Below are 20593 nucleotides of genomic sequence, written 5' to 3'. Positions count from 1 at the left end.
GGTCCGCGAAATAAGCAATGCCGCAGGCCTTGTTTTTTCCAGTTTCTTCGGGTATCATAAATCTAGCTACAGGAAAGGAGGGATCCATACGATGGCAGACCAGGTGAAAAGGCTCACCCAGATGACCAGTTCCGCTGGTTGAGCGGCCAAAGTCGGACCGGGGGTCCTTGCACAGGTTCTGTGCAGTTTACCAACCTTTCACGATCCCAACCTGCTCGTAGGATTCGATACGAGCGACGACGCGTGTGTTTACAGACTGCGTGATGATCTGGCCGTTATCCAGACGGTTGATTTTTTTCCGCCGATGGTGGACGACCCTTATGCATTCGGGCAGATTGCCGCGGCAAACGCCCTTTCGGATATCTATGCGATGGGCGCCAAACCGTCGCTTGCGATGAACCTGCTTTGTTATCCCACCTGCCTTGCACAGGAAACTGTCCAGGCGATCCTTGCGGGCGGCTACGAAAAGGTGAAGGAAGCCGGCGCGGTGATCGCGGGCGGACATACCATCCAGGATCCGGAACCCAAATACGGGCTTTGCGTCAGCGGATTTGCCGATCCGGCAAAGATTCTGCGCAACTCCGGCGCACAGCCGGGCGACCTGCTTATTCTCACAAAGCCGCTTGGCATTGGCGTGATGACCACTGCCGCAAAAGCGGATCTGCTGACCGCGGCGGAATTTTCTCCGGCAATCGAAAGCATGTCCATGCTCAACCGTGCCGCCTGTGAATGTATGCTGCGGTTTCCGGTGCACGCCTGCACTGACGTGACCGGCTTTGGCCTGCTGGGGCACGCTCTGGAGATGGGCCTGGGCAGCGGGGCGTCCATCCGTCTCTTTTCGGATGCGCTGCCACTGCTTCCAAAAGCGCGGGAGCTTGCCGAGATGGGAATCCTTCCGGCAGGCGCCTATGAGAATATGCGCTATATGCAGGGGAAAGTAACCTATCGCGGAAAAGTTGCCCGTGTCCTCCGTGACCTGATAGCCGATCCGCAGACTTCGGGCGGGCTTTTGATCGCGCTTTCGGCAGCGCCGGCGCGGAAGCTCTGCGAACGGCTGGCCAACGAGGTCACGCCCTGGGCGCGTATTGTGGGCGAAGTGGTGGATCACGGGGAAAATACAGTGATCGTGGAATAAAACCGGTTGGGCGCTTTTGGGCGGCTTGACGGTTTTGGAAAAGCGGCACGGCGTGAGCTGTGCCGCTTTTCATCTGCCCTTACAGGAATGCCGCGATTCCCACACCGCGCCGGACCGCCTTTTTTGGAACTTTTTTGAGTCAGCTCTTGCGTTTTTTCAAAATCTTTGCTATAATACTTAAGCATTCGCCGGTATGATGGAATTGGCAGACGTGACGGACTCAAAATCCGTTGGTAGCGATACCGTGCCGGTTCGACCCCGGCTACCGGCACCAAGCAATCCGAAATATGCATGGGGATATGGCTGTTTCGGGATCGGAAAAACGTCCGCGTCGCGCGGGCGTTTTTTCTTTTTCCCGGTCACAATTTAACCCGTGGAAGTTTACAGCATCAAAAAAGAAAGCCCCCGATACAGGCAAGCAGGCCTGCATCGGGGGCTTTCTTTTTTGATGCAATTTTGTCATCCGCAGTTTACACTGACAGAAAAACATGTTTGCGGAAAAACGGTACAAAATAGGCGTAAGGAGGAATTTGAATGAATTATGGTTATGCCCGTGTATCCACCAAAGATCAGAATGCAGAGCGGCAGTTAATCGCGCTTGCGCCCTATGAGATCCCTCCCGAAAATCTGTTTTTGGATATGCAAAGCGGCAAAGATTTTGAACGGCCGGCATATAAGCGGCTGCTGCGAAGGCTGCGTCCGAGGGATGTCCTCATGGTGAAAAGCATTGACCGGCTGGGACGGAACTATGAGGAGATCCTTGAACAGTGGAGGCTGCTCACCAAAAAGAAGCACGTGGATATCTTCGTCCTGGACATGCCTCTTCTCGACACCCGAAAAGGCAAGGATTTGACCGGGACGCTGATCGCTGATGTGGTGCTCCAGCTGCTCAGTTATGTGGCCCAGACCGAACGCGAAAATATCCGGCAGCGGCAGGCGGAAGGGATTGCGGCAGCCAAGGCAAGAGGCGTGCGGTTTGGGGTGCCGGCAATGGAAATCCCGACTGAATTTTATCCGCTGCATACCAAATGGCAGAATGGGGAATATTCCGCGCGCCAGGCGGCGCGGCAGCTGGGGGTGGACCCCAAAACTTTTTTGAAATGGACGAAGAAAGTCTCTGCAGAGGATTTTTTTGTGGAATAAACTAGACTTTTTTCCACGTTTTGGGACTCGGCTTTTTCAATAAAATACATATGGACAGTCCCCTGAAAGTCCTCTTTTTGCACAAATTTTAAGCCGTCTTTGTTTTGTTTTTATTATACCGCAGGTGTGGATGAAAGTCTACTTTCATCCACACCTGCTTTTTTTGTGCCAAAAATCATCTTTCAGGCAAACCGCAGGGTCGTCTGAAAATTCCAAAAGCGCAATCCTGGAAAGGAGAAGTGAGTGATGTTCACAGGCCAAAATCAGCTTCCAAGCAATGCGCCGGTCACGGTGGTCTGCATAGACCGGATACTGAACGGACTGCCGGTCGGTACCTTCTATAACGCTTACCAGCCGGGGCCGGTCGCTTTCTGGGGGCTTGGGGAACTTGTTCTGAAAATGGATGCCCTGTTCGACCTGATCGGATTTCCCAATCCTGCTTTCCAGCTGCGCAGTTTCCAGCGAAAAGACGTCCCGCGCCGCCGGGCAGCGCCTGCGGCTTCCGCCCTCCGGACGTATTGGGAACCGGAGGCGTTTGCGGCCTGTTCCGGGGCGCTGGGAACCTTTGTGATCCATCCGCTGTACCGGCAGAACGCGAGCTGGCAGGGCTATGTGGAATGGCTGGAAGGAAAAAAGACGGAATCTTTCCGCAGTGCGCTGGAGCTGATGCATTTGGTGGATCAGGCAATTGGAAAAAGGCGGGTTGACAAGCAGGTTTGCCGGAACGCGGCCGATCTTTGATGAAATTCATTTGGAGAGGAGTGGTGTGGTGGAGGATTCGCGCGGCCTGATGAAGCATCTGTTCTCTGTATCGGGGATGGATCTGGATACGCTTCAAAAGCTGGCCGCGTTGGGTGCGCTGCGCACCTGGCTGAGCAGTATCCCGGAAACCCGTTTCCGCGCAGCACAGTGGGAAGACGCTCTGTCCCTGCTGTTTCAAAGGCGGCTGCGTTTTCGATCGGTCAGGGAGGCGCAGCAATGGGCTGCGGAGTTTGATTTTCTGCATGCAGAAAAATGAAAGGTGGTAAACATGAAAAACAATTGGAAGAAACGATTATTGGCAGCGCTGTTGACGGCGATTTTTGTTGTAACGCTGCTGCCGGTGGGGGCATTCGCTTATGGACCATTTGATTCGGTGCCTTTAAATTTGAGAATTTCCAGCTATGGGGCTCCATTTTGGAATCCGAATGAACAATCACATTCGGTTAACCCGCTTAATTGGACAAAGTATATCAGGCGCGACGCGGTAGGCTCTAACAATGCAAACGGCAGCGCACGCGCCTATTTCCAGGGTTCCAATGAAAACGGATGGCAGCTTTATCTCGATGTTAAAATTGGAAACTACACAGAGACTTTTCCAATCAACGCCTATGTCCATAATAAAGATATGAGCCAGGCTTCAGGTAATGTGACATTTGGCTTCAGTTTTAATACGCAAGGCGGAACGTCCTCTTACATTTCTATCAGTGGTGCAAAAGATTTTCCAGCACCTGATAAACCCAGCAACAGCACTGTGGAATCTCTTCTAAGGAATAATGCGGTTAAGATCGACTGTACCAACAGTACAGCCAGCCACCCGGATCAAACCTACGGACTGATCACTGGCAGCTATTCGGTTGGAAACGTACAAGGCTCCAACGGCAACTATACAGTCTCAGTCACTGTCACGCCGTCACTTTATGTGATGAAATATAACGCAGATACAGATGTATCCCACAGCCTCGATCCGGCGGGTCAAAGCAATCAATCGATCGCGCTTTCCTATAATGGATCTAACTGGGCTGTTTCTGGCGCTGTCCCGGTTACTTATACAGTGAAGTGCCAAACACTGACGCAGAAGTATCCGGTTCTGTACGATGGAAACGAGCCGCCCGCCGCGGCGGCGGGAGCGCAGAATATCCCGGAGGACACCAATACATATGAAGTGGACGCGGACGTTCCTGTTTCCACACAGGAGCCCGCCTTGGACGGCTATGACTTTTTGGGATGGGCACAGTCCCCGTCCGGCGATGTCGTCACCGGAACGGTCAAGATGGTGGAGGGCGGCCTGACCTTCTATGCGCGGTGGAGGGAGGCCGGAGGCCAGCCTGGAGAGGCCCCAAAGCCGCCTTCTGCGGAAGAGATCGCCCGCCAGCTCGAAGTGGTAACTCTGTACTGTGAGACAAAACCGGAGGAACATCCGCAAGAACACTATGAAACAAAAGCGGATTCGATCGAAGTGGACGAACCGCGACAGGGCGCGGACGACGTTTGGACAGTGACCGCCAGAGTCTATGCCGGGAGCTATGTGGACGACTATAACGCAAACATCGCGCCGGGCCACAACCCCACCAGAACCTACCAGACCATTACGCTGACATGGTTTCAGACCGGGGATGATCCGGAAGGCGCGTGGGATGTAACGGGCGGGTCCCCGGTAAGCTTTACCCTGAAATGCGACGGTACCGGCCCGGATGATCCGGAGCCGTCCCATTCCACAGGAAGCTCCGGCGGCGGTGCTCCCGACCGGTTTTATACGATTGTCTCAAGCTCGGATGAAGGCGGCCGGATTGTGCGCGAAGGCGTGCAGAAAATCCGGGAAGCGACCGACCGCCGTTTCAGCATCTATCCAAACGAAGGCTGGGAGATTGACGAAGTGCTGGTCGACGGCCGGCCCGCAAAACTTGAGGAGGACGACAAATACTGGTTCCGTGAGGTTCGCAGGGATCATACCATCCATGTATCCTTCCGGCAGATCGTCCCTGCGCAGGCCCCTGAAGCGAAACCTGTTCCCAGCACAGGGGCTATTTGAAACAGAGCTTTTACAGGTTTTCGCGCGCCAAAAAGCGTGGCCGTTTTCTTTCTGAAAACGGCCACGCTTTCCTGCTGGAGAGGAAGGAACATTCAGTGAGAGCTGATATATGCGGGACGTACCGGCAGGCGGATCGAAAGCCTGTCCGCCGATCTATAGAGGAAGTTCACAAAGAGAATTGTTCTGCTGCTGCCAAGCAATTCGATGAGGGAGGGGAAAAAACGCACAAAAAACTGATTCATAATGGAGTCCTTTCTTGCTTTTGGGGTGCTGTTTTTGATGTTTTCAGTATACCGGCAAATTGTGAAGCAGGTTTGTGTTTCCCAATAACGAATTGCGAAATGTTTGTGAATGCGGGATGAACCCGGATGAGCTTGCATCCGGGCAAAAGGCGTCCTATAATGGGTCATAGGGATCATTTACAAGCCAGTATCCCCTGGGATACGATTGGGAGGAGCATACGGAGATGGAGAAGGATTTGCCGGCCTGCCCGGTGGAAACAACCCTGATGCTGATCAGCGACCGCTGGAAGGTACTGATCATCCGGGATCTTTTGGATGGGACCAAACGTTTCGGTGAACTGAAAAAATCGATCGGCCATATCACCCAGAAGGTGCTGACGGCAAACCTGCGGGATATGGAGGCGAGCGGGCTGCTCACCCGGAAGGTCTATGCCGAGGTGCCGCCGCGTGTCGAATACACGCTGACCGAAACAGGTTACAGCCTCAAACCGATTCTGGACGCGATGGTTGCCTGGGGAACCGAATACAGGGCGAAGGCGGGCTTGTAAGCAGAAGGAAAAAGGGCCGTTCCGTTTGGAACGGCCCTTTCCATTTGGATTTCATCGGGATCAACAGCTTTCCGCAATTTTGTAGAGCAGCCTTTTGGTATCTTCCCAGCCGAGACATGGGTCGGTGATCGATTTTCCGTAGACCTGTTTGGAGCCGATCGGCTGGCTGCCTTCCTCGAGGTAGCTTTCGATCATCACACCCTTAACCAGCTTTTTCAGATCGGGATTGTAGTTGCGGCTGTGGAGCACCTCGCTTACAATGCGGATCTGCTCCTTGAACTGTTTATTCGAATTTGAATGGTTGACATCCACGATAACCGCGCGGTTTTTGAGGTCGAGCTTTTGGTACATTTCCAAAAGGCGCACCAGATCCTCATAGTGGTAGTTCGGGATGCTGCGGCCGTATTTGTTGACTCCGCCGCGCAAAATGACATGGGCAAGGTCGTTGCCGTCGGTGGTGACATCGTTTCCGCGGTAGATGAAATTGTGGGAATGCTGAGCTGCGATCACCGAATTGAGCATGACCGAAAAGTCGCCGCTCGTGGGATTTTTCATCCCGATGGGAATATCCATGCCGCTCGCGGTGAGGCGGTGCTGCTGATTTTCCACCGAGCGCGCGCCGACCGCTTCATAAGAGAGCAGGTCGTCAAGATAGCTGCGGTTTTCCGGATAGAGCATCTCGTCGGCGGCGGTGAGTCCGGTTTCCGCGATCGCGCGGATGTGCATCCGGCGGATCGCGATGATCCCGGCCAGCAGGTTCGGCGCTTTATCCGGCTGCGGCTGGTGCAGCATCCCCTTGTAGCCTTCACCGGTGGTGCGGGGCTTGTTGGTATAGATGCGTGGGATCACCATCAGCCGGTCCGAAACTTCGGCGTTCACCTTGGCCAGCCGCGAAACGTATTCGCAGACTGCGTCCTCGTTGTCGGCCGAACAGGGTCCGGCCAGCACGATGAATTTGTCCGATTCGCCGGTGAAAATTTTACGGATTTCACAGTCGCGTTCTTCTTTTATCCTTGCGAGCCGCTCCGGCAGCGGATATTCCGCTTTGAGAAAAGCCGGAAGCGGCAGCTCTTTGTTCAGGTGCATTGCCATTGGGAAGCCTCCATGTTGCTCAAAATCCGGGACACATCATCCCTTTAAAAGGGTAATGCGAAACCTGCCCAATGTCAAGGGAAAATGCCGTAAACGGCATGCTTATTTTGCATGGCGGTCCTGGATGACCTTACCGGCCTGGATCAACACGGTCGGCAGGAAGGCAAGCAGCGCCACCGTGCCGAGCTGTGCGGGAGACATCGCTTCCACCAGGAAAAGCCCCTCCAGAAACGGCAGCAGCAGGACGGCGGCCAGCAGCAGCACGCCTGCGGCAAAGGCCATCAGCGAATAAGGGTTTGAAGCAAGCCCCAGCCGGAAGATCGAACGGCTTGAGCGGCAGTTAAAGCCGTGGAAAAGCCGCGCCAGCGTGAGGGTGGAGAAGGCCATCGTACTCGCGAGCGCCGCGCCGCCGGGCAGCCCCAGGTAGAAGGCGGCCATTGTTACAATGGCGATGAGCAGACCCTGACTGCCAATTGCGCCGAGCAGCGGCCGGTTGAGGATCGGTTCCTTTGGGTCGCGCGGCTTTTGGCGGATGAGATCATCCCGCGCGGGCTCCATACCGATAGCAATGGCGGGAAGGCTGTCGGTGAGCAGATTGATGAACAGCAGATGCACCGGCGCGAACGGCACCGGCAGGCCCATCAGTGAGGTGTACAGCACACAGAAGATGGCGGCGGTATTGCCCGAAAGCAGGAACTTGATGGCGTTTTTGATGTTTGCGTAAACGTTGCGGCCGTTCACCACCGCCTTGATGATGGTGGCGAAGTTGTCGTCTGCCAGGATCATCGAGGCGGCGTCCTTGCTCACTTCGGTCCCGGTGATGCCCATTGCGACGCCGATGTCCGCTTTTTTGAGCGCGGGTGCGTCATTCACGCCGTCGCCGGTCATCGAGACGATCGCGCCGCGCCGCTGCCAGGCCGAAACGATACGGATTTTGTGTTCGGGGGAGACGCGCGCGTAGACCGAGATGCGGGGAAGCTTCGCGTCGAGCGCTTCGTCGCTCATCGCGTCAAGCTCAACTCCTTCTACCGCAACGTCGTCTTCGCGGAAAATGCCGATCTGTCTGGCGATCGCGGCGGCGGTGACTTTGTGGTCTCCGGTGATCATGACCGTGCGGATACCGCCCGCCGAAGCGTCGGCCACCGCCTGCACCGATTCAGGACGCGGCGGGTCGATCATCGAGATGAGGCCGATGAAGGTGAATTGATCCTCATCCGCAAAAGTGAGGTCGCGCACCTCGGGCATCTCGCGGCAGGCAAACGCGAGCACACGCAGCCCTTGTTCCGAAAGCTGCTGGTTTACCCGCAGAATATCCGCTTTTCCGTCCTCGTCAAGCGGCTTCACGCCGTCGCGGGTGAGCACGCTGACCGAACGGTCAAGCAGTACGTCGATCGCGCCCTTGGTGTAGAGGATGGGAGTATCTCCATCCATATGCAGGGTGCTCATCAGCTTGCGGTCGGAGTCGAACGCGAGTTCGCGCAGGCGCGGATGCTGCCGGCGGTAAGCGTTTTCCTCCACGCCAAAATAATCGCTCAGGCGGATGAGCGCGACTTCGGTCGGGTCGCCGATCTCAGCGCCGGTCTCCTCGTCGGTGGTCGCGTCGCTGGCGAGCACGGCCGCCTTCAGAAGCTGCCGCTGCGGATTTTCCGCAAGCTCGAGCGCCTGCCCGTCAAAGAGTTTGCCGTCGGTATAGATCTTCTGTACGGTCATCTTGTTCTGAGTGAGGGTGCCGGTCTTATCCGAACAGATGACCGAGACCGAACCGAGGCTTTCGACCGCCTTGAGATCCTTGATAATGGCATTCTGGCGGGCCATCTTCTGGGTGCCGAGGGCGAGCACGATGGTGACGATTGAGGAGAGCGCTTCAGGGATCGCGGCGACCGCGAGCGCGACAGCGAACATCAGCGCGTCGAGCAGCGGCATCTGCCGGTAAAGCGAGAGCCCGAACACAATGGCGCTCACAATGAGGATGATGACGGCGAGCTTTCCGGAGAAGCTGTCGAGGTTCTGCTGGAGCGGGGTTTTGCGCTGCTGCGTGGCGTTCATGAGCGCCGCGATGCGGCCAAGTTCGGTTTCCATGCCGGTCGCGGTGACCACGACAGTCGCGCGGCCGTAGGTGACGAGCGAGCCGGAAAAAACCATATTTTTCTGGTCTCCGAGCGCGACTTGCCCGCTTTCAATCGTGTCGGCATGTTTTTCGACCGCTTCAGATTCACCGGTGAGCGAGCTTTCGTTCACTTTGAGCGAGAAGTTTTCGAGGATGCGCCCGTCAGCGACCACCAGATCGCCCGCCTCGAGCAGCAGGATGTCGCCCGGAACCACCTCCCGGGAAGGAATTTCAGCACGCGTGCCGTCGCGCAGCACCCGGGCCGTCGGGGAGGACATCGCCTTGAGGCTTTCGAGCGATTTTTCCGCCTTAAAATACTGAACGGTTCCGAGAATGGCGTTGAGCAGGATGACAGCAAAGATGACGATGGTGCTTTCACCCTGCCCGGAGGCGAGCGAGATAATTGCCGCCGCGATCAGGATGATGACGAGCAGGTCTTTGAACTGCCCCAGGAAAACGGCGAGCATGCTTTTTTTGCGCCCTTCGGCGAGTGCGTTTGGGCCGTGCTTTTCAATTCTTGCGGAGGCTTCGGAAGCGGAGAGCCCGCCGGGCGGCGCCTCCATTGCCTCGAGTGCCTTTTCGGGAGGCAGGCTGTAAAACTTGCTGGTCATGTCATATCTCCTTCTACATATTTTCTAGTGTTTCAAAAGCGGCGTTTATTTATACCGCCTTTACCAATCATGCGTTTGCGGGAAAAATAAAAAGACCTTTGGACCGATCCGCGCAAAGCTGCGCAAACCCGTCCAAAAGTCTTGTTACCGTTGCCGGTGCGCGCCGCCAAGCCTTTTTTGGAAGGCTGTGATGTTGGCGGAGCGTCTTAAAACTACTCCCTTTTGCAGACGCCATATGATGTTAAAATAATCATAACTTGCATCCTGGCCAGTGTCAAGCGGATTTTGGTTAACAATTTGTGAAGAATGTCGGAAAGCATTGCGGAGCGTGGTTCGGGCATGCTAAAATAGGCGGGAATCAGATTGTCGGACGACAGAAAGCTTGACAGAACCTGCAAATGCGCTATAATTTCCAAGGATTCCTCTGTGTTATGTCGCATAAGCAAATAAGGAAGGGATCTTTCCGGGATGTTTAAAGAAAATCAGCGGATTTTTGTAACGCTGCTCAAATGTGTCGATATCGCGGCCGAGCTGTTTTCGATGCTGGCCGCGTACGCGCTGCGTTTTTATGTGCTGCACGGCGACCCGGCGAACTTCGGGCTCGATTATTACCTGCAGATGCTGGCGGCCGCGCTTCCGCTCTATTTCATGCTCTACCACGGGTTTGAGCTCTATGACGTTTTCCATTATAAATCGATGGTGGCCGAAACCCAGAAGGTGGCCTATGTCAATCTGATCGGCGCTGCGTTTTTGTTCCTGCTCAGCTTCTTTATGCGGGCGATCGATATTTCACGCATGGTCATCCTCTTTTTTGTGCTGCTCAACACCCTGCTCACCGGGGGCGTGCGCATTGCCATACGCCTTTCGCTGCGCTCGCTGCGCCGGCAGGGGCAGAATCTAACCCGGCTGCTGATCGTTGGATGGAATGAAATCGCCGGGGAATTCTATGACAAGATCACCGGCGACCGCAATTTCGGCTATGAAGTGATCGGTTATCTCAGCGACCGGCCGTTCGCAACCGGCGAACGCGGCGTGCCGCTGCTCGGGGAGCTGCGGGAGCTGGAAACGATCCTGCGAAGCGGCGCCGCAGACGAGGTGGTCATCTCGCTCGAATACAGCGAATACCGGCTTTTGGGAGGCGTGATCGAGGTCTGCGAGCGGGAGGGGGTCAAATCGAGCCTGCTGCCGTTTTATGCAAAGTATCTTCCGGCGCATCCATATGTGGACGAAATCGACGGGATGCCGCTCATCAATATCCACCGTATCCCGCTCGACAACCTTTTCAACCGGTTTTTGAAGCGCGGCTTCGACCTTTGCGGGTCTCTTCTGCTCATCCTGCTGCTGTCGCCGCTGATGCTTGTGGCGGCCGTGGGAATCCACCTGTCGTCGCCCGGGCCGGTAATCTACAGACAGGAGCGCATTGGACGCAACAAAAAGAGCTTCACCATGTATAAATTCCGGTCGATGCAGGCGGATAACGCGGGCGACATGACCACCTGGGGCAGCCGCCGGGATGACCGGCGCACCAGGTTCGGCGCGTTTCTGCGCAAATTTTCGATCGACGAGCTGCCGCAGCTGTTCAATGTGGTCAAAGGGGAGATGAGCCTGGTTGGCCCGCGCCCTGAACGTCCATTTTTCGTAGAGAAATTCAAAGAGGAAGTTCCGCTTTATATGCTCAAGCATCTTGTGCGCCCGGGTATCACCGGCTGGGCACAGGTGAACGGCTGGCGTGGGGACACCTCGATTATTGAACGGGTGAAATGCGACGTGTTTTACATCGAGAACTGGTCTTTTATGCTGGATGTCAAGATTCTGTTGATGACCCTGACCAGAGGGATTGTCAATCCCTCTGAAGATCTCTAGGAGAGAAATGGCAAAAGCGACCAAAATGCAGGAAATCCAGGGAAATACTGCAAATCCTGATTGACAGTCCCTGTCAAACGAACTATAATCATACCGTTTTTATGGAAGCTTTACAGGCCGAATGGCCAAGTCGTTAAAGGATGTATCACATGGATATGGAAAAGACACCCCGGCGGGCGAATCCCGGCTGGTGGGTTGCAATTTTGGGCGTGTTGATCCTGATCGGATTGGTTGGGATTGGCGCGTGGAGTTACTTTCAGTCGAAACTGGACCGGATCAACTACACCGGCAACGAAGTTGCGGAAGAGGAATGGAAAAACGAAGATGGCACCAAGGCGAGCGGGATCGCGGCGCTCGAATACCTGAACATTCTGCTGCTCGGTACCGACGAACGCGCAGTCGGCGGTACGAGCGAGGATTTTGAAACCGGCCTGCAGGCGGGCGCGCGTGCCGACGCCTGCATGCTTTTAAGCCTCAATCTGAAAAAACACACGGCGCGGCTGGTGAGCCTGGAACGCTCGATCGGCGTGGAGATAGAAGGCGCGCCGGGCGGTGAGGACTGGCTGACCCATGCGTTTGCTTTCGGCGGCGCCGACGCGATGCTCCGGGCGGTGCGCGATCAGTTTGAGATCGACGTGCGCCGGTATGCGCGGGTCAATGTGAGCTCGGCGTCCCAGCTGATCGATGCGATCGGAGGCGTGGACATCACCCTCACCGAGCAGGAAGCCGCCGCGCTCAATGGCGAAATTCCCACCAATTCGACCACGCGCCATCCCGTGAAGCCGGGCCTCAACCATCTGGACGGCTTCGATGCGCTCGCATATGGCCGCCAGCGGCTGATAGACAGCGATTATGTGCGCGTTCAGCGCCAGCGCAACGTCCTGCAGGCGGCGATCAACCAGACCAAAAGCCTGAATCTGAAGGAGATTGACGCGCTGCTCAATGTGGCGTTGCCGCTTGTGGAAACCAATTTTACCAAAAAAGAAATCACTTCACTGGTGCCGAAAGCGCCGGGCTTTCTCGGTGTACAGCTTAAACAGATGACCATGCCGCTCAAAGGGATGGCCGGCAGCAAGCTCACTGATGACGGCCGCAGTATGACCATGCTCGACCATGAGGAAGCGGTGCGGATCATGCACGAATTTCTCTATGGAGATTTCGATCCGGCGGAATATGAGGTTTCGCAGGAGGTCGTAAACCGTATCTGGCAAAAACAGCAGAAGGACTACGCCGAATGGGCTGCCGCGCATCCGGAAGCGTTCGCGTCCTCTTCCGAGGATGAGGATATGGATGCGGAGGAATCCGAAGATGAGGAAGATACCCGGGACGACAAGGAACGTGCGGAGGATGCCAAAAAGAAGAAAACATCCCCGAAAAAAGACCGTTCCGAACAGGCGGACAGGGACTCCTCTAAAAACGCGGACGAGGAGCCCGACGACCGCGCACGCTCCGCTTCCCGCAGCGGCCGGGATTGACGCAAGGAGGGTTTCCCGCGGGAAGCCCTTTTTTCGCGGCTGGAAAGGAAAGGCTGGAAATCAGGATGAAAAAGGTGCTTTTCTGCGCCTCCACAGTCTCCCATATCAAAAATTTCCATCTCCCTTATCTGCGTGCCTTCGAGGAGCGCGGCTGGGAGGTTTGGGTGGCAGCCGGAACGGCTGAACCGGTTCCGTTTGCAGGCCATGTGGTGGAGTTGCCGTTTTGCAAGCGGCTCATGAGCCCGCGCAACCTGCTGGCGATCCTGCGCGCCCGGCGGCTTCTGAAACGGGAGGGGTTCGATCTTGTGAGCGCGCATACCACCCTTGCGGGCGCGGTGATCCGCGCGGCGGTTTTGACAATGCGAAAGCGCCCCAGGGTCGCCTACACCTGCCACGGCTATCTGTTCTCCGATAAAGGGGTGAGCAAATGGATTTACCTGCTGCCGGAAATCCTCTGCGCGCGCGTGACTGGTACGCTCATGGTCATGAATCGGGAGGACCGCGCGCTTGCACGCAAATACCACCTGTGCCGCGGACGGCTTGTCCCAATCCCGGGAATGGGGTTCGACGGGGCCCGGTTTGTCCCGCTCCCTGCGGCAAAGCGGCTGGAAAACCGCCGGGAACAGGGATTTTTGGACAGCGAAGTGCTGTTTATTTATGCGGCGGAATTTTCAAAGCGCAAAAATCAGAGGCTCCTGCTCGAAGGGTTTGCGAAGGCGCTGCCGGAGATGCCGCGGGCAAAACTGCTGCTTGCCGGAAACGGGGAAGAATTGGAAAATTGCAGGAAATTTGCACAAAAGCTGCAAATTGAAAATGCGGTACATTTCCTTGGGAGCGTTGCGGATATGGCCGCGCTCTATCCGCTGTGCGACGCGGTGGTTTCCACGAGCCGTTCGGAGGGCCTGCCGTTTCATCTGATGGAAGCGATGTCCTGCGGCCTGCCCGCCGCTGTGAGCGATATCAAGGGCCACAGGGAGCTGGTGGACGCGGGAAAAACAGGATTTCTGTTTCCATCGGAAAACGGGGATCTGCTTGCGAAGGCGCTTTTAGAGCTTTATAACAGCCCTAGAAAGCGGGCAGAATACGGGAAGGCGGCGCGGGAAAAATCCCGGGGCTTCACGTTGGAGGCCGCCGCGCCGAAAGTGCTCGCCGCATATGGGCTTTTGGAAAAGTGAGTGGGGAGGTGTTCACATGCCGCGCGTTTCGGTTTTGATGGGCGTTTACCTGCCGGGAGAGGGGACTGCCGGTCTTGCGGCCGCTGTCGAATCGGTGCTCGCGCAGACCTTTTCCGGCTTTGAATTTCTCATCTGCGACGACGGCTCGTCCGCTGCGGCGCAGGCGCTGCTGGACGGTTACGCCGCGCGTGACGGAAGGGTGCGGGTCCTGCGCGGCAGCGGCGCGAAAACTCTGCCGGAGAAGCTCAACTGCTGCATCAAAGCGGCTCGGGGCGAACTCTTTGCGCGGCAGGACGCGGACGATCTCTCCCTGCCGAAGCGCTTTGAAAGTCAGGTCGCGTTTTTGGACGCGCATCCGGAAACTGCCTTCGTGGGCTGCAATGTGAACATCTTCTGCGGCGGGGAAACCTGCGGTGAACGCAGATTTCCCGAATACCCCCAAAAGGAGGATTTCCGGTTCTCAATGCCGTTTATCCATCCTTCGCTTATCTTTCGCGCGGATGCGGTGCGCGCCGTGGGCGGCTACAGCGAATCGAAGCGGGCGGTGCTCTGCGAGGATTACGACCTGCTTTTGCGTCTCTATGCAAAGGGCTATACCGGATATAATTTGCAGGAGAAGCTGTTCTCCTACCAGGTGGGCCCAGACGATTGGAAAAAACGCAGATACCGCCACCGGGTCAACGAAGCAGTCACCCGTTTCTGCCGGTTCGGGGAACTGGGAATGCTGCCTGGCGCGCTGCCATATGTGATAAAGCCGCTGGCGGTCGGGCTTTTGCCGCACGGGCTTGTGGAAAAACTGAGACGGAGGAGGAACGCCTGATGGAACGGGTACTGACGATCGCGGTGCCGTCCTATAATATGGAAAAGCACCTGCCGAAGAACCTGCCGTCCTATGCGGATGAGCGGTTAGCTGGAAAAGTGCAGGTAATCGTGCTCGACAATGCCTCCGAAGATGAGACCGCTTCCATCGCACAGGGTTTTGTGGACCGTTATCCGGAGATTTTCACCCTCCTGCGGCGGGATTCCCGGGGCTACGGCGGATCAATCAACGCGGCGATGGCGCTGGCACGGGGAAAATATTTCCGGATTGTCGATGCGGACGACTGGGTCGATACCGAAGAATTGGTGCGGTTCGTCGAAAAGCTGCGCGACTGCGGTGCGGATGTGGTGCAGACCAACTACCGACGGGTCGTGATGGGAAGCGGGGAGGAACTGCCATTTCGGTTTTCCGGCGTGGAGTACGAAAAAGTCTACACGGGATTTTCCCCATGCCGCGAAAATGCGCCCTGCATCCATTCGACCACCTACCGTACAGAACTTCTGCGGGAGAGCGGTTTTCAGATGCAGGACGGGATCTTCTTTGTGGACGAGGAATATGTGATCCTGCCCTTTCTCTCTGCGAAGAGCGTTGTCTATTACGATCTTGACATCTACCGCTATCTGGTCGGCAATCCGGCGCAGTCGACTTCGCCGGAAAACCGGGCGAAATATGCCGCCCACCGCGCGCAGATCGTCCGGCGGCTTTTGGAGGTCTACGGGACGGCCAAAATGTCCCCGGACGTGCGAAACTATTGCTTTTTCCGCATTGCGCAGGCGGCGGCCGACCATCTGACCACCCTTTACATCTATCTGCCCGACCGCATGGCCGGGCGTAAAGCGGGGATGTCATGGGAAACCTATGTGCGGGGGAAGAACCCGGAAATCTATGCGGCGATCCGCAAAAAGGGCTTTTTGCTGCGGCAGCTCAACCGGCTGCATGTGGGGCTTTCGGGCTATGAAAAACTCAAACGAATCCTGCTTGGCAGGTGAAACCTGACGGAGAAACAACAATGAATGAACTGAACGCGCAGCTCGATAAATGGAAAAAATATAAAGCGCTGCTCATACGGCTGGTGCAGCGGGATCTCAAGGTAAAATACCGCCGTTCGGTGCTCGGGTACCTGTGGAGCTTACTCAACCCGCTGCTCATGATGGTGGTCATGTCGATCGTCTTTTCGTACATGTTCCGGTTCGACATCCCCAATTACCCCATCTATCTCATCACCGGTCAGATCATGTTCACCTTCTTTTCTGAATCCACTAACATGGCGATGGGCTCGATCATCGGAAACGCCTCGCTCATCAAGAAGGTCTACGTACCCAAATATATCTTCCCTGTTTCGCGGGTACTTTCCTGCTTTGTGACGCTGCTTTTTTCGCTTGTCGCGGTGGTGATCGTGATGCTTGCGACCCGCACGCCGGTCACGCCGGTGATTCTGCTGTTCCCGCTGCCGCTTTGTTATGTGCTGCTTTTCTCAATGGGAATCGGGCTGATCCTTTCGGTCTGCGCGGTGTATTTCCGGGACACGACCCATCTCTATGGGGTCTGCACCACTGCCTGGATGTATCTTACCCCGATTTTCTATCCGATCGCGAGCATACCGGAAACGGTGCAGCCGCTCATCCGGTTAAACCCCCTTTTCCAGTTTATCGACTGCTTTCGGGAGATCGTGCTCTATGGACGGCTGCCGACGGTCCAAAACACGCTGGCGAGCTGTTTTTGGTGCGCTGCGGCGCTGCTGGTGGGCATGTGGCTTTTCAAACGCAAACAGGCAAATTTTATCCTGCATATCTGACGCGCAAAGGACGGTGAAACCATGGACGCACAGCAAACTGAAAATATTGTGGAAGTGCAGAACGTCTCGATGCGCTTCAACCTTTCGCGTGAGAAGGTCGACAACCTCAAGGAATATGTGGTCAAAATGCTCAAGCGTCAGCTCCTGTTCGACGAATTTTACGCGCTGCGCAATGTGAGCTTCACCGTGAAGCGCGGCGAGCCATTCGCCATTATCGGCGAAAATGGCTGCGGCAAGAGCACGCTGCTCAAGGTGATTTCCGGCATCTTCTATCCGACGAAAGGGTCGGTCACGGTGCGCGGGAGCGTCGCGCCGCTCATTGAGCTGGGCGCAGGCTTCGATATGGACCTGACCGCGCGGGAGAATATTTTCCTCAACGGCGCGGTGCTCGGCTACGACACCGCTTTCATGGAGTCGAAATATCAGGAGATCATGGATTTCGCGGAGCTCTGGGATTTCGCGGACGTGCCAGTCAAGAACTTCTCCTCCGGTATGGTGGCTCGGCTCGGCTTCTCAATTGCGACGATGGTTGTGCCGGACATCCTCATTGTAGACGAAATCCTTGCGGTCGGGGACTTTTTGTTCCAGCAGAAATGCGAGCGCAAAATGCAGGAAATGATCGACGCGGGCGCGACGCTCATCTTTGTTTCGCATTCTTCCGATCAGGTCAAAAAGCTCTGCAAGCGCGCCGTTTGGCTCAAGCGCGGTGTGGTGCAGATGATTGGGGACGCAGGGGAAGTGACCGACGCCTATATCCACGATATGGAGACCGGCGGACACGGGCTTGTGAGCGTGGCGGAATCGGAAGCCGCCGCGCAGGAAATTGCGCCGCAGCGGCCGCCGGTTCCCACGCCGCCGAAAAAGGAATATCCCTTTCTGAATTTCCTGCGGGTGTTGGCGCTCGCGATGGTCGTGTGGGACCATCTGGGCCCCTTTCGCAACCCGGACTGGCGGCTCGGGCAGCTGGTGGAAAACACCCTGAACCGCCCGCTGGGCATCGTCCAGTCGTTTGGCGGATTCGGCGTGATCCTCTTTTTCCTGGTGAGCGGTTATCTGCTTGCCGCGGGGGGCGGGGGAGGGCGGCTCGCCTTCGGGGTGAAACGGGTGCTCAGGATTTTTCCACCGCTTATCCTCTCGTTCGCGAGCTTCTACCTGTTTCAGTATCTCGTTTCGCTCGTGACCGGGCCGACCTGGTGGGCACAGTTTTCGCCGCGCCAGTGGGTGATGGGCGCGACGCTTGCAAATTATTTTGTGGGTGTGCCGGACGTTATCAACGGTACGACCTGGTTTTTATTCCCGACGCTGCTTTTCTATCTGCTTGGCTTCCTCTTTTACCCTTGGATCAGATGCCATCCATTTGCTGTTGCCGTGGCAATGGAAGCGGTGCTGGCGGGCGGCTACTGCGCTGCCCTGTGGCTGCCGCTGCCCGACGCGGCACGCAATGTGATCGAACTGTCCTGGTATGTGGCGTTTCCGGTCTGCGGGATGCTGCTTTACTACCTCAAAGAGGGGAAGATCGGCTTCTGGAGCTTCGCCGTGCTCGGCGCCGTCGATTACCTGCTGCTTTTAAAGGGGATCGCATTCTTCAAGCCCGACTACTATGAACAGTCGCCGTATCTCATCTCATTTGCCTATGCGTTTTTGCTGTTCGCGGTGGCGATGCTGCTCGACGAAAAGCTCCGCCCTAACACTCTGGTAGATGGCGTGGCGGAGCTCAGCTTCTCGGTCTATCTGACCCACATGACCTATGGAAGCCTTGCGATGACCCTGCTCGCGCCGCGTACCGGCTATACAGCCGCGTTCCTTCTGACGCTCGTGTTTGTATTTCTTGTTGCCGCGCTGCATTACCGGCTGGTGGAAAAGCCCGCCGCCACGCTTTCGCGCAGGCTTTTGCAAATCTTGAAAGGGGACCCGTAATGCCGAATATCAAAATCCTGATTTCCTGCCATAAAGAGGCCGATCATCCCGAAAGCGAAATTCTCCTGCCGATCCAAGTCGGCGCGGCGAACGCGAGGGTGCGTTTTCCGGACATGCTGCACGACGACGAAGGGGAGAATATCTCGGATAAAAATCCGATGTACTGCGAGCTGACCGCCCAATACTGGGCGTGGAAGAACCTGGACGCGGACTATTACGGCTTTTGCCACTACCGGCGGTATTTTAATTTTTCGGATACCGTTTATGAAGAAGACCCATGGGGAAACGTCCTCGAAGATTATGTCGATGCGAATGCCGCCCAAAAATACGGTTTTGACGACCAGACGATAGCGGATCTGGTCGCGCGGTATGATGTGATCACCACGACCCGCAAGGATCTGCGCAGGATGCCGGAGCGTTTTTCCTCGGTGGACGACCAGTATGCGAAGGCGCAAAAGCTGCACGCAAAGGACCTGCAAACCATCCGGGAAATCATCGACGAGAAGTTCCCGGCCTACTCTTTGGCGGCGAAAAAGCATTGTGAGGGGCACACCACCAGCTTCTGCAACATGTACATCCTCAGAAAGGAAATTTTTGCGGATTACTGTGCGTGGATGTTCGCCGTACTCGCGGAATTTGAAAAACGCACCGACATGTCCCGCTACAGCCAGGAAGCCCTGCGCACGCCGGGGCATCTTTCGGAGCGCCTGTTCGGCATTTATTACATATATCTGCAGGAACAGGGCAGAACGCTTAAAACAAAGGAATTGCAGTGCGTCCTTTTCGCGGACACCGACCCGCAGCGGATGCTCGCGCCGGCGTTCCCGGAAAATGAAATCCCGGTCGTGTTCGCGGCCAACAACAACTTTGTCCCAGTCGCGGCAACCTGCATCCAGTCGGTGATCGAGCATGCCGCCCCGGGCAAAAATTATGATCTCGTGCTGCTGGAATCGGATGTGACCAGAGAGAATAAGGACATCCTGCTGGGCATGCTAAAAGGGAAACCGAACATTTCCCTGCGGTTTTTCAATGCCGCGCGGCTGCTTTCCGGTTATGAACTTAAAGCGAATGCCCACATCAGCGTGGAGACCTACTTCCGCTTTTTGATCCAGGAAATCCTTCCCGGGTGCGGTAAGGTGCTGTATCTTGACTGTGATCTGGTTGCGCAGGAGGACGTCGCAAAGCTCTATGAAACCGATGTGGAGGGATATCTGCTCGCTGCGGCGCGCGATCCGGATTTTCTCGGACAGATAAACGGCGCGAACCCGGCGACCGCCGCATACTGCAAAAAGGGCCTTCCGATGAAGGACCCCTACAATTACTTCCAGGCGGGCGTGCTGCTTTTTAATACGGCGGAAATGCGGAAGGCATATTCCCTCTCCGAGTGGCTGACCTTTGCAACCCATCCCTATAAATATAACGACCAGGATGTGCTGAACCTTTACTGCGAAGGCCGGGTGAAGTATCTCGACATGGCCTGGAACCTCATCACTGACTGTGACCACTACCGGGTGAACAATGTGGTGGTCTATGCGCCGGATGCTGTCTACAAAGAATATCAAAAGGCCCATGCGGCGCCGAAAATCATCCATTACGCGGGATTTATGAAGCCATGGCACCGTCCGGACGAGGACCTTGCGCGGTATTTCTGGGATTATGCGCGCCGCACGCCGTACTATGAGCAGCTGATCTTCCGGATGGACGCGGGCAATGCCTGGCATGTGGCCAACGGTCTTTACCGCGAACGCGGCCTGCGCGGATTTTTCCGCGGGATTCTTGGCCTGCCGCGGCGGGTGGTTGACCGTTTCCTGCCGAAGGGCAGCGCTGGGCGGGAAAAGCTCAAAAAAATCTATCACATCTTTGTGAAAGCAAAATAGTG

At 56.1% G+C, this 20593-nt stretch carries 17 protein-coding genes and 1 tRNA gene; 15 read left to right on the top strand and 3 right to left on the bottom strand.

The window, feature by feature from the left end; translation table 11 throughout:
* Nucleotides 1-91 precede the first annotated feature (91 nt).
* The 6 genes from selD to BN4275_RS16430 all read left to right on the top strand — a co-directional run bounded on the left by selD (nt 92) and on the right by BN4275_RS16430 (nt 5069).
* The gene (gene selD / locus BN4275_RS16455; RefSeq protein WP_079988332.1) at nt 92-1135 is read left to right on the top strand and encodes a selenide, water dikinase SelD; all 1044 of its coding nucleotides are present in this window, start codon (nt 92-94) and stop codon (nt 1133-1135) included.
* Between the two features lie 187 nt (nt 1136-1322).
* Nucleotides 1323-1409 (top strand) — tRNA-Leu (locus BN4275_RS16450).
* 260 nt (nt 1410-1669) lie between these two features.
* The gene (locus BN4275_RS16445; protein WP_066460106.1) at nt 1670-2278 is read left to right on the top strand and encodes a recombinase family protein; all 609 of its coding nucleotides are present in this window, start codon (nt 1670-1672) and stop codon (nt 2276-2278) included.
* A 246-nt stretch (nt 2279-2524) separates the two neighbouring features.
* Entirely contained in the window at nt 2525-3019 is a 495-nt protein-coding gene (locus tag BN4275_RS17760) for a hypothetical protein (protein ID WP_242863696.1), read from the top strand.
* Nucleotides 2967-3296: a hypothetical protein gene (locus BN4275_RS16435; protein ID WP_147349435.1), complete on the top strand. Its 330-nt coding sequence runs from the start codon at nt 2967-2969 to the stop codon at nt 3294-3296. Before BN4275_RS17760 ends, BN4275_RS16435 begins: the two co-directional genes overlap by 53 nt.
* Before the next feature lie 495 nt (nt 3297-3791).
* Nucleotides 3792-5069 (top strand): InlB B-repeat-containing protein, encoded by a 1278-nt coding sequence (locus tag BN4275_RS16430; protein ID WP_154018910.1) that lies wholly within the window; start codon nt 3792-3794, stop codon nt 5067-5069.
* Nucleotides 5070-5161: 92 nt separating this feature from the next.
* On the opposite strand, the gene BN4275_RS17405 is transcribed toward BN4275_RS16430, so the two are convergent.
* Nucleotides 5162-5311, bottom strand: coding sequence for a hypothetical protein (locus BN4275_RS17405; protein ID WP_154018909.1), 150 nt, complete (start codon nt 5309-5311; stop codon nt 5162-5164).
* 224 nt (nt 5312-5535) lie between these two features.
* Between BN4275_RS17405 and BN4275_RS16420 the strand changes: the two genes are divergently transcribed.
* The gene (locus BN4275_RS16420; protein WP_066460102.1) at nt 5536-5859 is read left to right on the top strand and encodes a winged helix-turn-helix transcriptional regulator; all 324 of its coding nucleotides are present in this window, start codon (nt 5536-5538) and stop codon (nt 5857-5859) included.
* Between the two features lie 60 nt (nt 5860-5919).
* On the opposite strand, the gene BN4275_RS16415 is transcribed toward BN4275_RS16420, so the two are convergent.
* Entirely contained in the window at nt 5920-6951 is a 1032-nt protein-coding gene (locus tag BN4275_RS16415) for a 3-deoxy-7-phosphoheptulonate synthase (RefSeq protein ID WP_066460101.1), read from the bottom strand.
* Between the two features lie 102 nt (nt 6952-7053).
* Nucleotides 7054-9669: a cation-translocating P-type ATPase gene (locus BN4275_RS16410; protein ID WP_066460100.1), complete on the bottom strand. Its 2616-nt coding sequence runs from the start codon at nt 9667-9669 to the stop codon at nt 7054-7056.
* A gap of 468 nt (nt 9670-10137) precedes the next feature.
* On the opposite strand from BN4275_RS16410, the gene BN4275_RS16405 reads away from it, so the two are divergent.
* The 8 genes from BN4275_RS16405 to BN4275_RS16370 all read left to right on the top strand — a co-directional run bounded on the left by BN4275_RS16405 (nt 10138) and on the right by BN4275_RS16370 (nt 20591).
* On the top strand, nt 10138-11532 hold the full coding sequence (locus BN4275_RS16405; protein WP_066460099.1) for an undecaprenyl-phosphate glucose phosphotransferase: 1395 nt from the start codon (nt 10138-10140) through the stop codon (nt 11530-11532).
* A 155-nt stretch (nt 11533-11687) separates the two neighbouring features.
* The gene (locus BN4275_RS16400) at nt 11688-13007 is read left to right on the top strand and encodes an LCP family protein (RefSeq protein WP_161940213.1); all 1320 of its coding nucleotides are present in this window, start codon (nt 11688-11690) and stop codon (nt 13005-13007) included.
* A 65-nt stretch (nt 13008-13072) separates the two neighbouring features.
* Nucleotides 13073-14182, top strand: coding sequence for a glycosyltransferase family 4 protein (locus BN4275_RS16395; RefSeq protein WP_066460097.1), 1110 nt, complete (start codon nt 13073-13075; stop codon nt 14180-14182).
* Between the two features lie 16 nt (nt 14183-14198).
* Complete coding sequence (locus BN4275_RS16390) at nt 14199-15002, top strand: glycosyltransferase (RefSeq protein ID WP_066460096.1); 804 nt, start codon at nt 14199-14201, stop codon at nt 15000-15002.
* Complete coding sequence (locus BN4275_RS16385) at nt 15002-15991, top strand: glycosyltransferase family 2 protein (protein WP_066460095.1); 990 nt, start codon at nt 15002-15004, stop codon at nt 15989-15991. The genes BN4275_RS16390 and BN4275_RS16385 overlap by 1 nt, the downstream gene beginning before the upstream one ends.
* Nucleotides 15992-16011: 20 nt before the next feature.
* Complete coding sequence (locus tag BN4275_RS16380; RefSeq protein ID WP_079988329.1) at nt 16012-16797, top strand: ABC transporter permease; 786 nt, start codon at nt 16012-16014, stop codon at nt 16795-16797.
* Nucleotides 16798-16818: 21 nt separating this feature from the next.
* Entirely contained in the window at nt 16819-18714 is a 1896-nt protein-coding gene (locus BN4275_RS17865; RefSeq protein ID WP_066460094.1) for an acyltransferase family protein, read from the top strand.
* Nucleotides 18714-20591 carry a DUF4422 domain-containing protein gene (locus BN4275_RS16370; protein WP_066460093.1) on the top strand — a complete coding sequence of 626 codons (1878 nt, stop codon included), beginning with the start codon at nt 18714-18716 and terminating at the stop codon, nt 20589-20591. Before BN4275_RS17865 ends, BN4275_RS16370 begins: the two co-directional genes overlap by 1 nt.
* Nucleotides 20592-20593 lie beyond the last annotated feature (2 nt).

Source organism: Anaerotruncus rubiinfantis (genome assembly GCF_900078395.1).
Classification (GTDB): Bacteria; Bacillota; Clostridia; order Oscillospirales; family Ruminococcaceae; genus Anaerotruncus; species Anaerotruncus rubiinfantis.
Note: the sequence above shows the minus strand (reverse complement) of the source record. Positions and strands in the feature narration are given on the sequence as shown.

Coding starts and splice junctions, on each gene's coding strand:
- BN4275_RS16410 (WP_066460100.1), bottom strand. CDS start 9,669: ATGACCAGCAAGTTTTACAGCCTGCCTCCCGAAAAGGCACTCGAGGCA.
- BN4275_RS17405 (WP_154018909.1), bottom strand. CDS start 5,311: ATGAATCAGTTTTTTGTGCGTTTTTTCCCCTCCCTCATCGAATTGCTT.
- BN4275_RS16415 (WP_066460101.1), bottom strand. CDS start 6,951: ATGGCAATGCACCTGAACAAAGAGCTGCCGCTTCCGGCTTTTCTCAAA.
- BN4275_RS16445 (WP_066460106.1), top strand. CDS start 1,670: ATGAATTATGGTTATGCCCGTGTATCCACCAAAGATCAGAATGCAGAG.
- BN4275_RS16380 (WP_079988329.1), top strand. CDS start 16,012: ATGAATGAACTGAACGCGCAGCTCGATAAATGGAAAAAATATAAAGCG.
- BN4275_RS16420 (WP_066460102.1), top strand. CDS start 5,536: ATGGAGAAGGATTTGCCGGCCTGCCCGGTGGAAACAACCCTGATGCTG.
- BN4275_RS17865 (WP_066460094.1), top strand. CDS start 16,819: ATGGACGCACAGCAAACTGAAAATATTGTGGAAGTGCAGAACGTCTCG.
- BN4275_RS16400 (WP_161940213.1), top strand. CDS start 11,688: ATGGAAAAGACACCCCGGCGGGCGAATCCCGGCTGGTGGGTTGCAATT.
- BN4275_RS17760 (WP_242863696.1), top strand. CDS start 2,525: ATGTTCACAGGCCAAAATCAGCTTCCAAGCAATGCGCCGGTCACGGTG.
- BN4275_RS16405 (WP_066460099.1), top strand. CDS start 10,138: ATGTTTAAAGAAAATCAGCGGATTTTTGTAACGCTGCTCAAATGTGTC.
- BN4275_RS16395 (WP_066460097.1), top strand. CDS start 13,073: ATGAAAAAGGTGCTTTTCTGCGCCTCCACAGTCTCCCATATCAAAAAT.
- BN4275_RS16370 (WP_066460093.1), top strand. CDS start 18,714: ATGCCGAATATCAAAATCCTGATTTCCTGCCATAAAGAGGCCGATCAT.
- BN4275_RS16385 (WP_066460095.1), top strand. CDS start 15,002: ATGGAACGGGTACTGACGATCGCGGTGCCGTCCTATAATATGGAAAAG.
- BN4275_RS16390 (WP_066460096.1), top strand. CDS start 14,199: ATGCCGCGCGTTTCGGTTTTGATGGGCGTTTACCTGCCGGGAGAGGGG.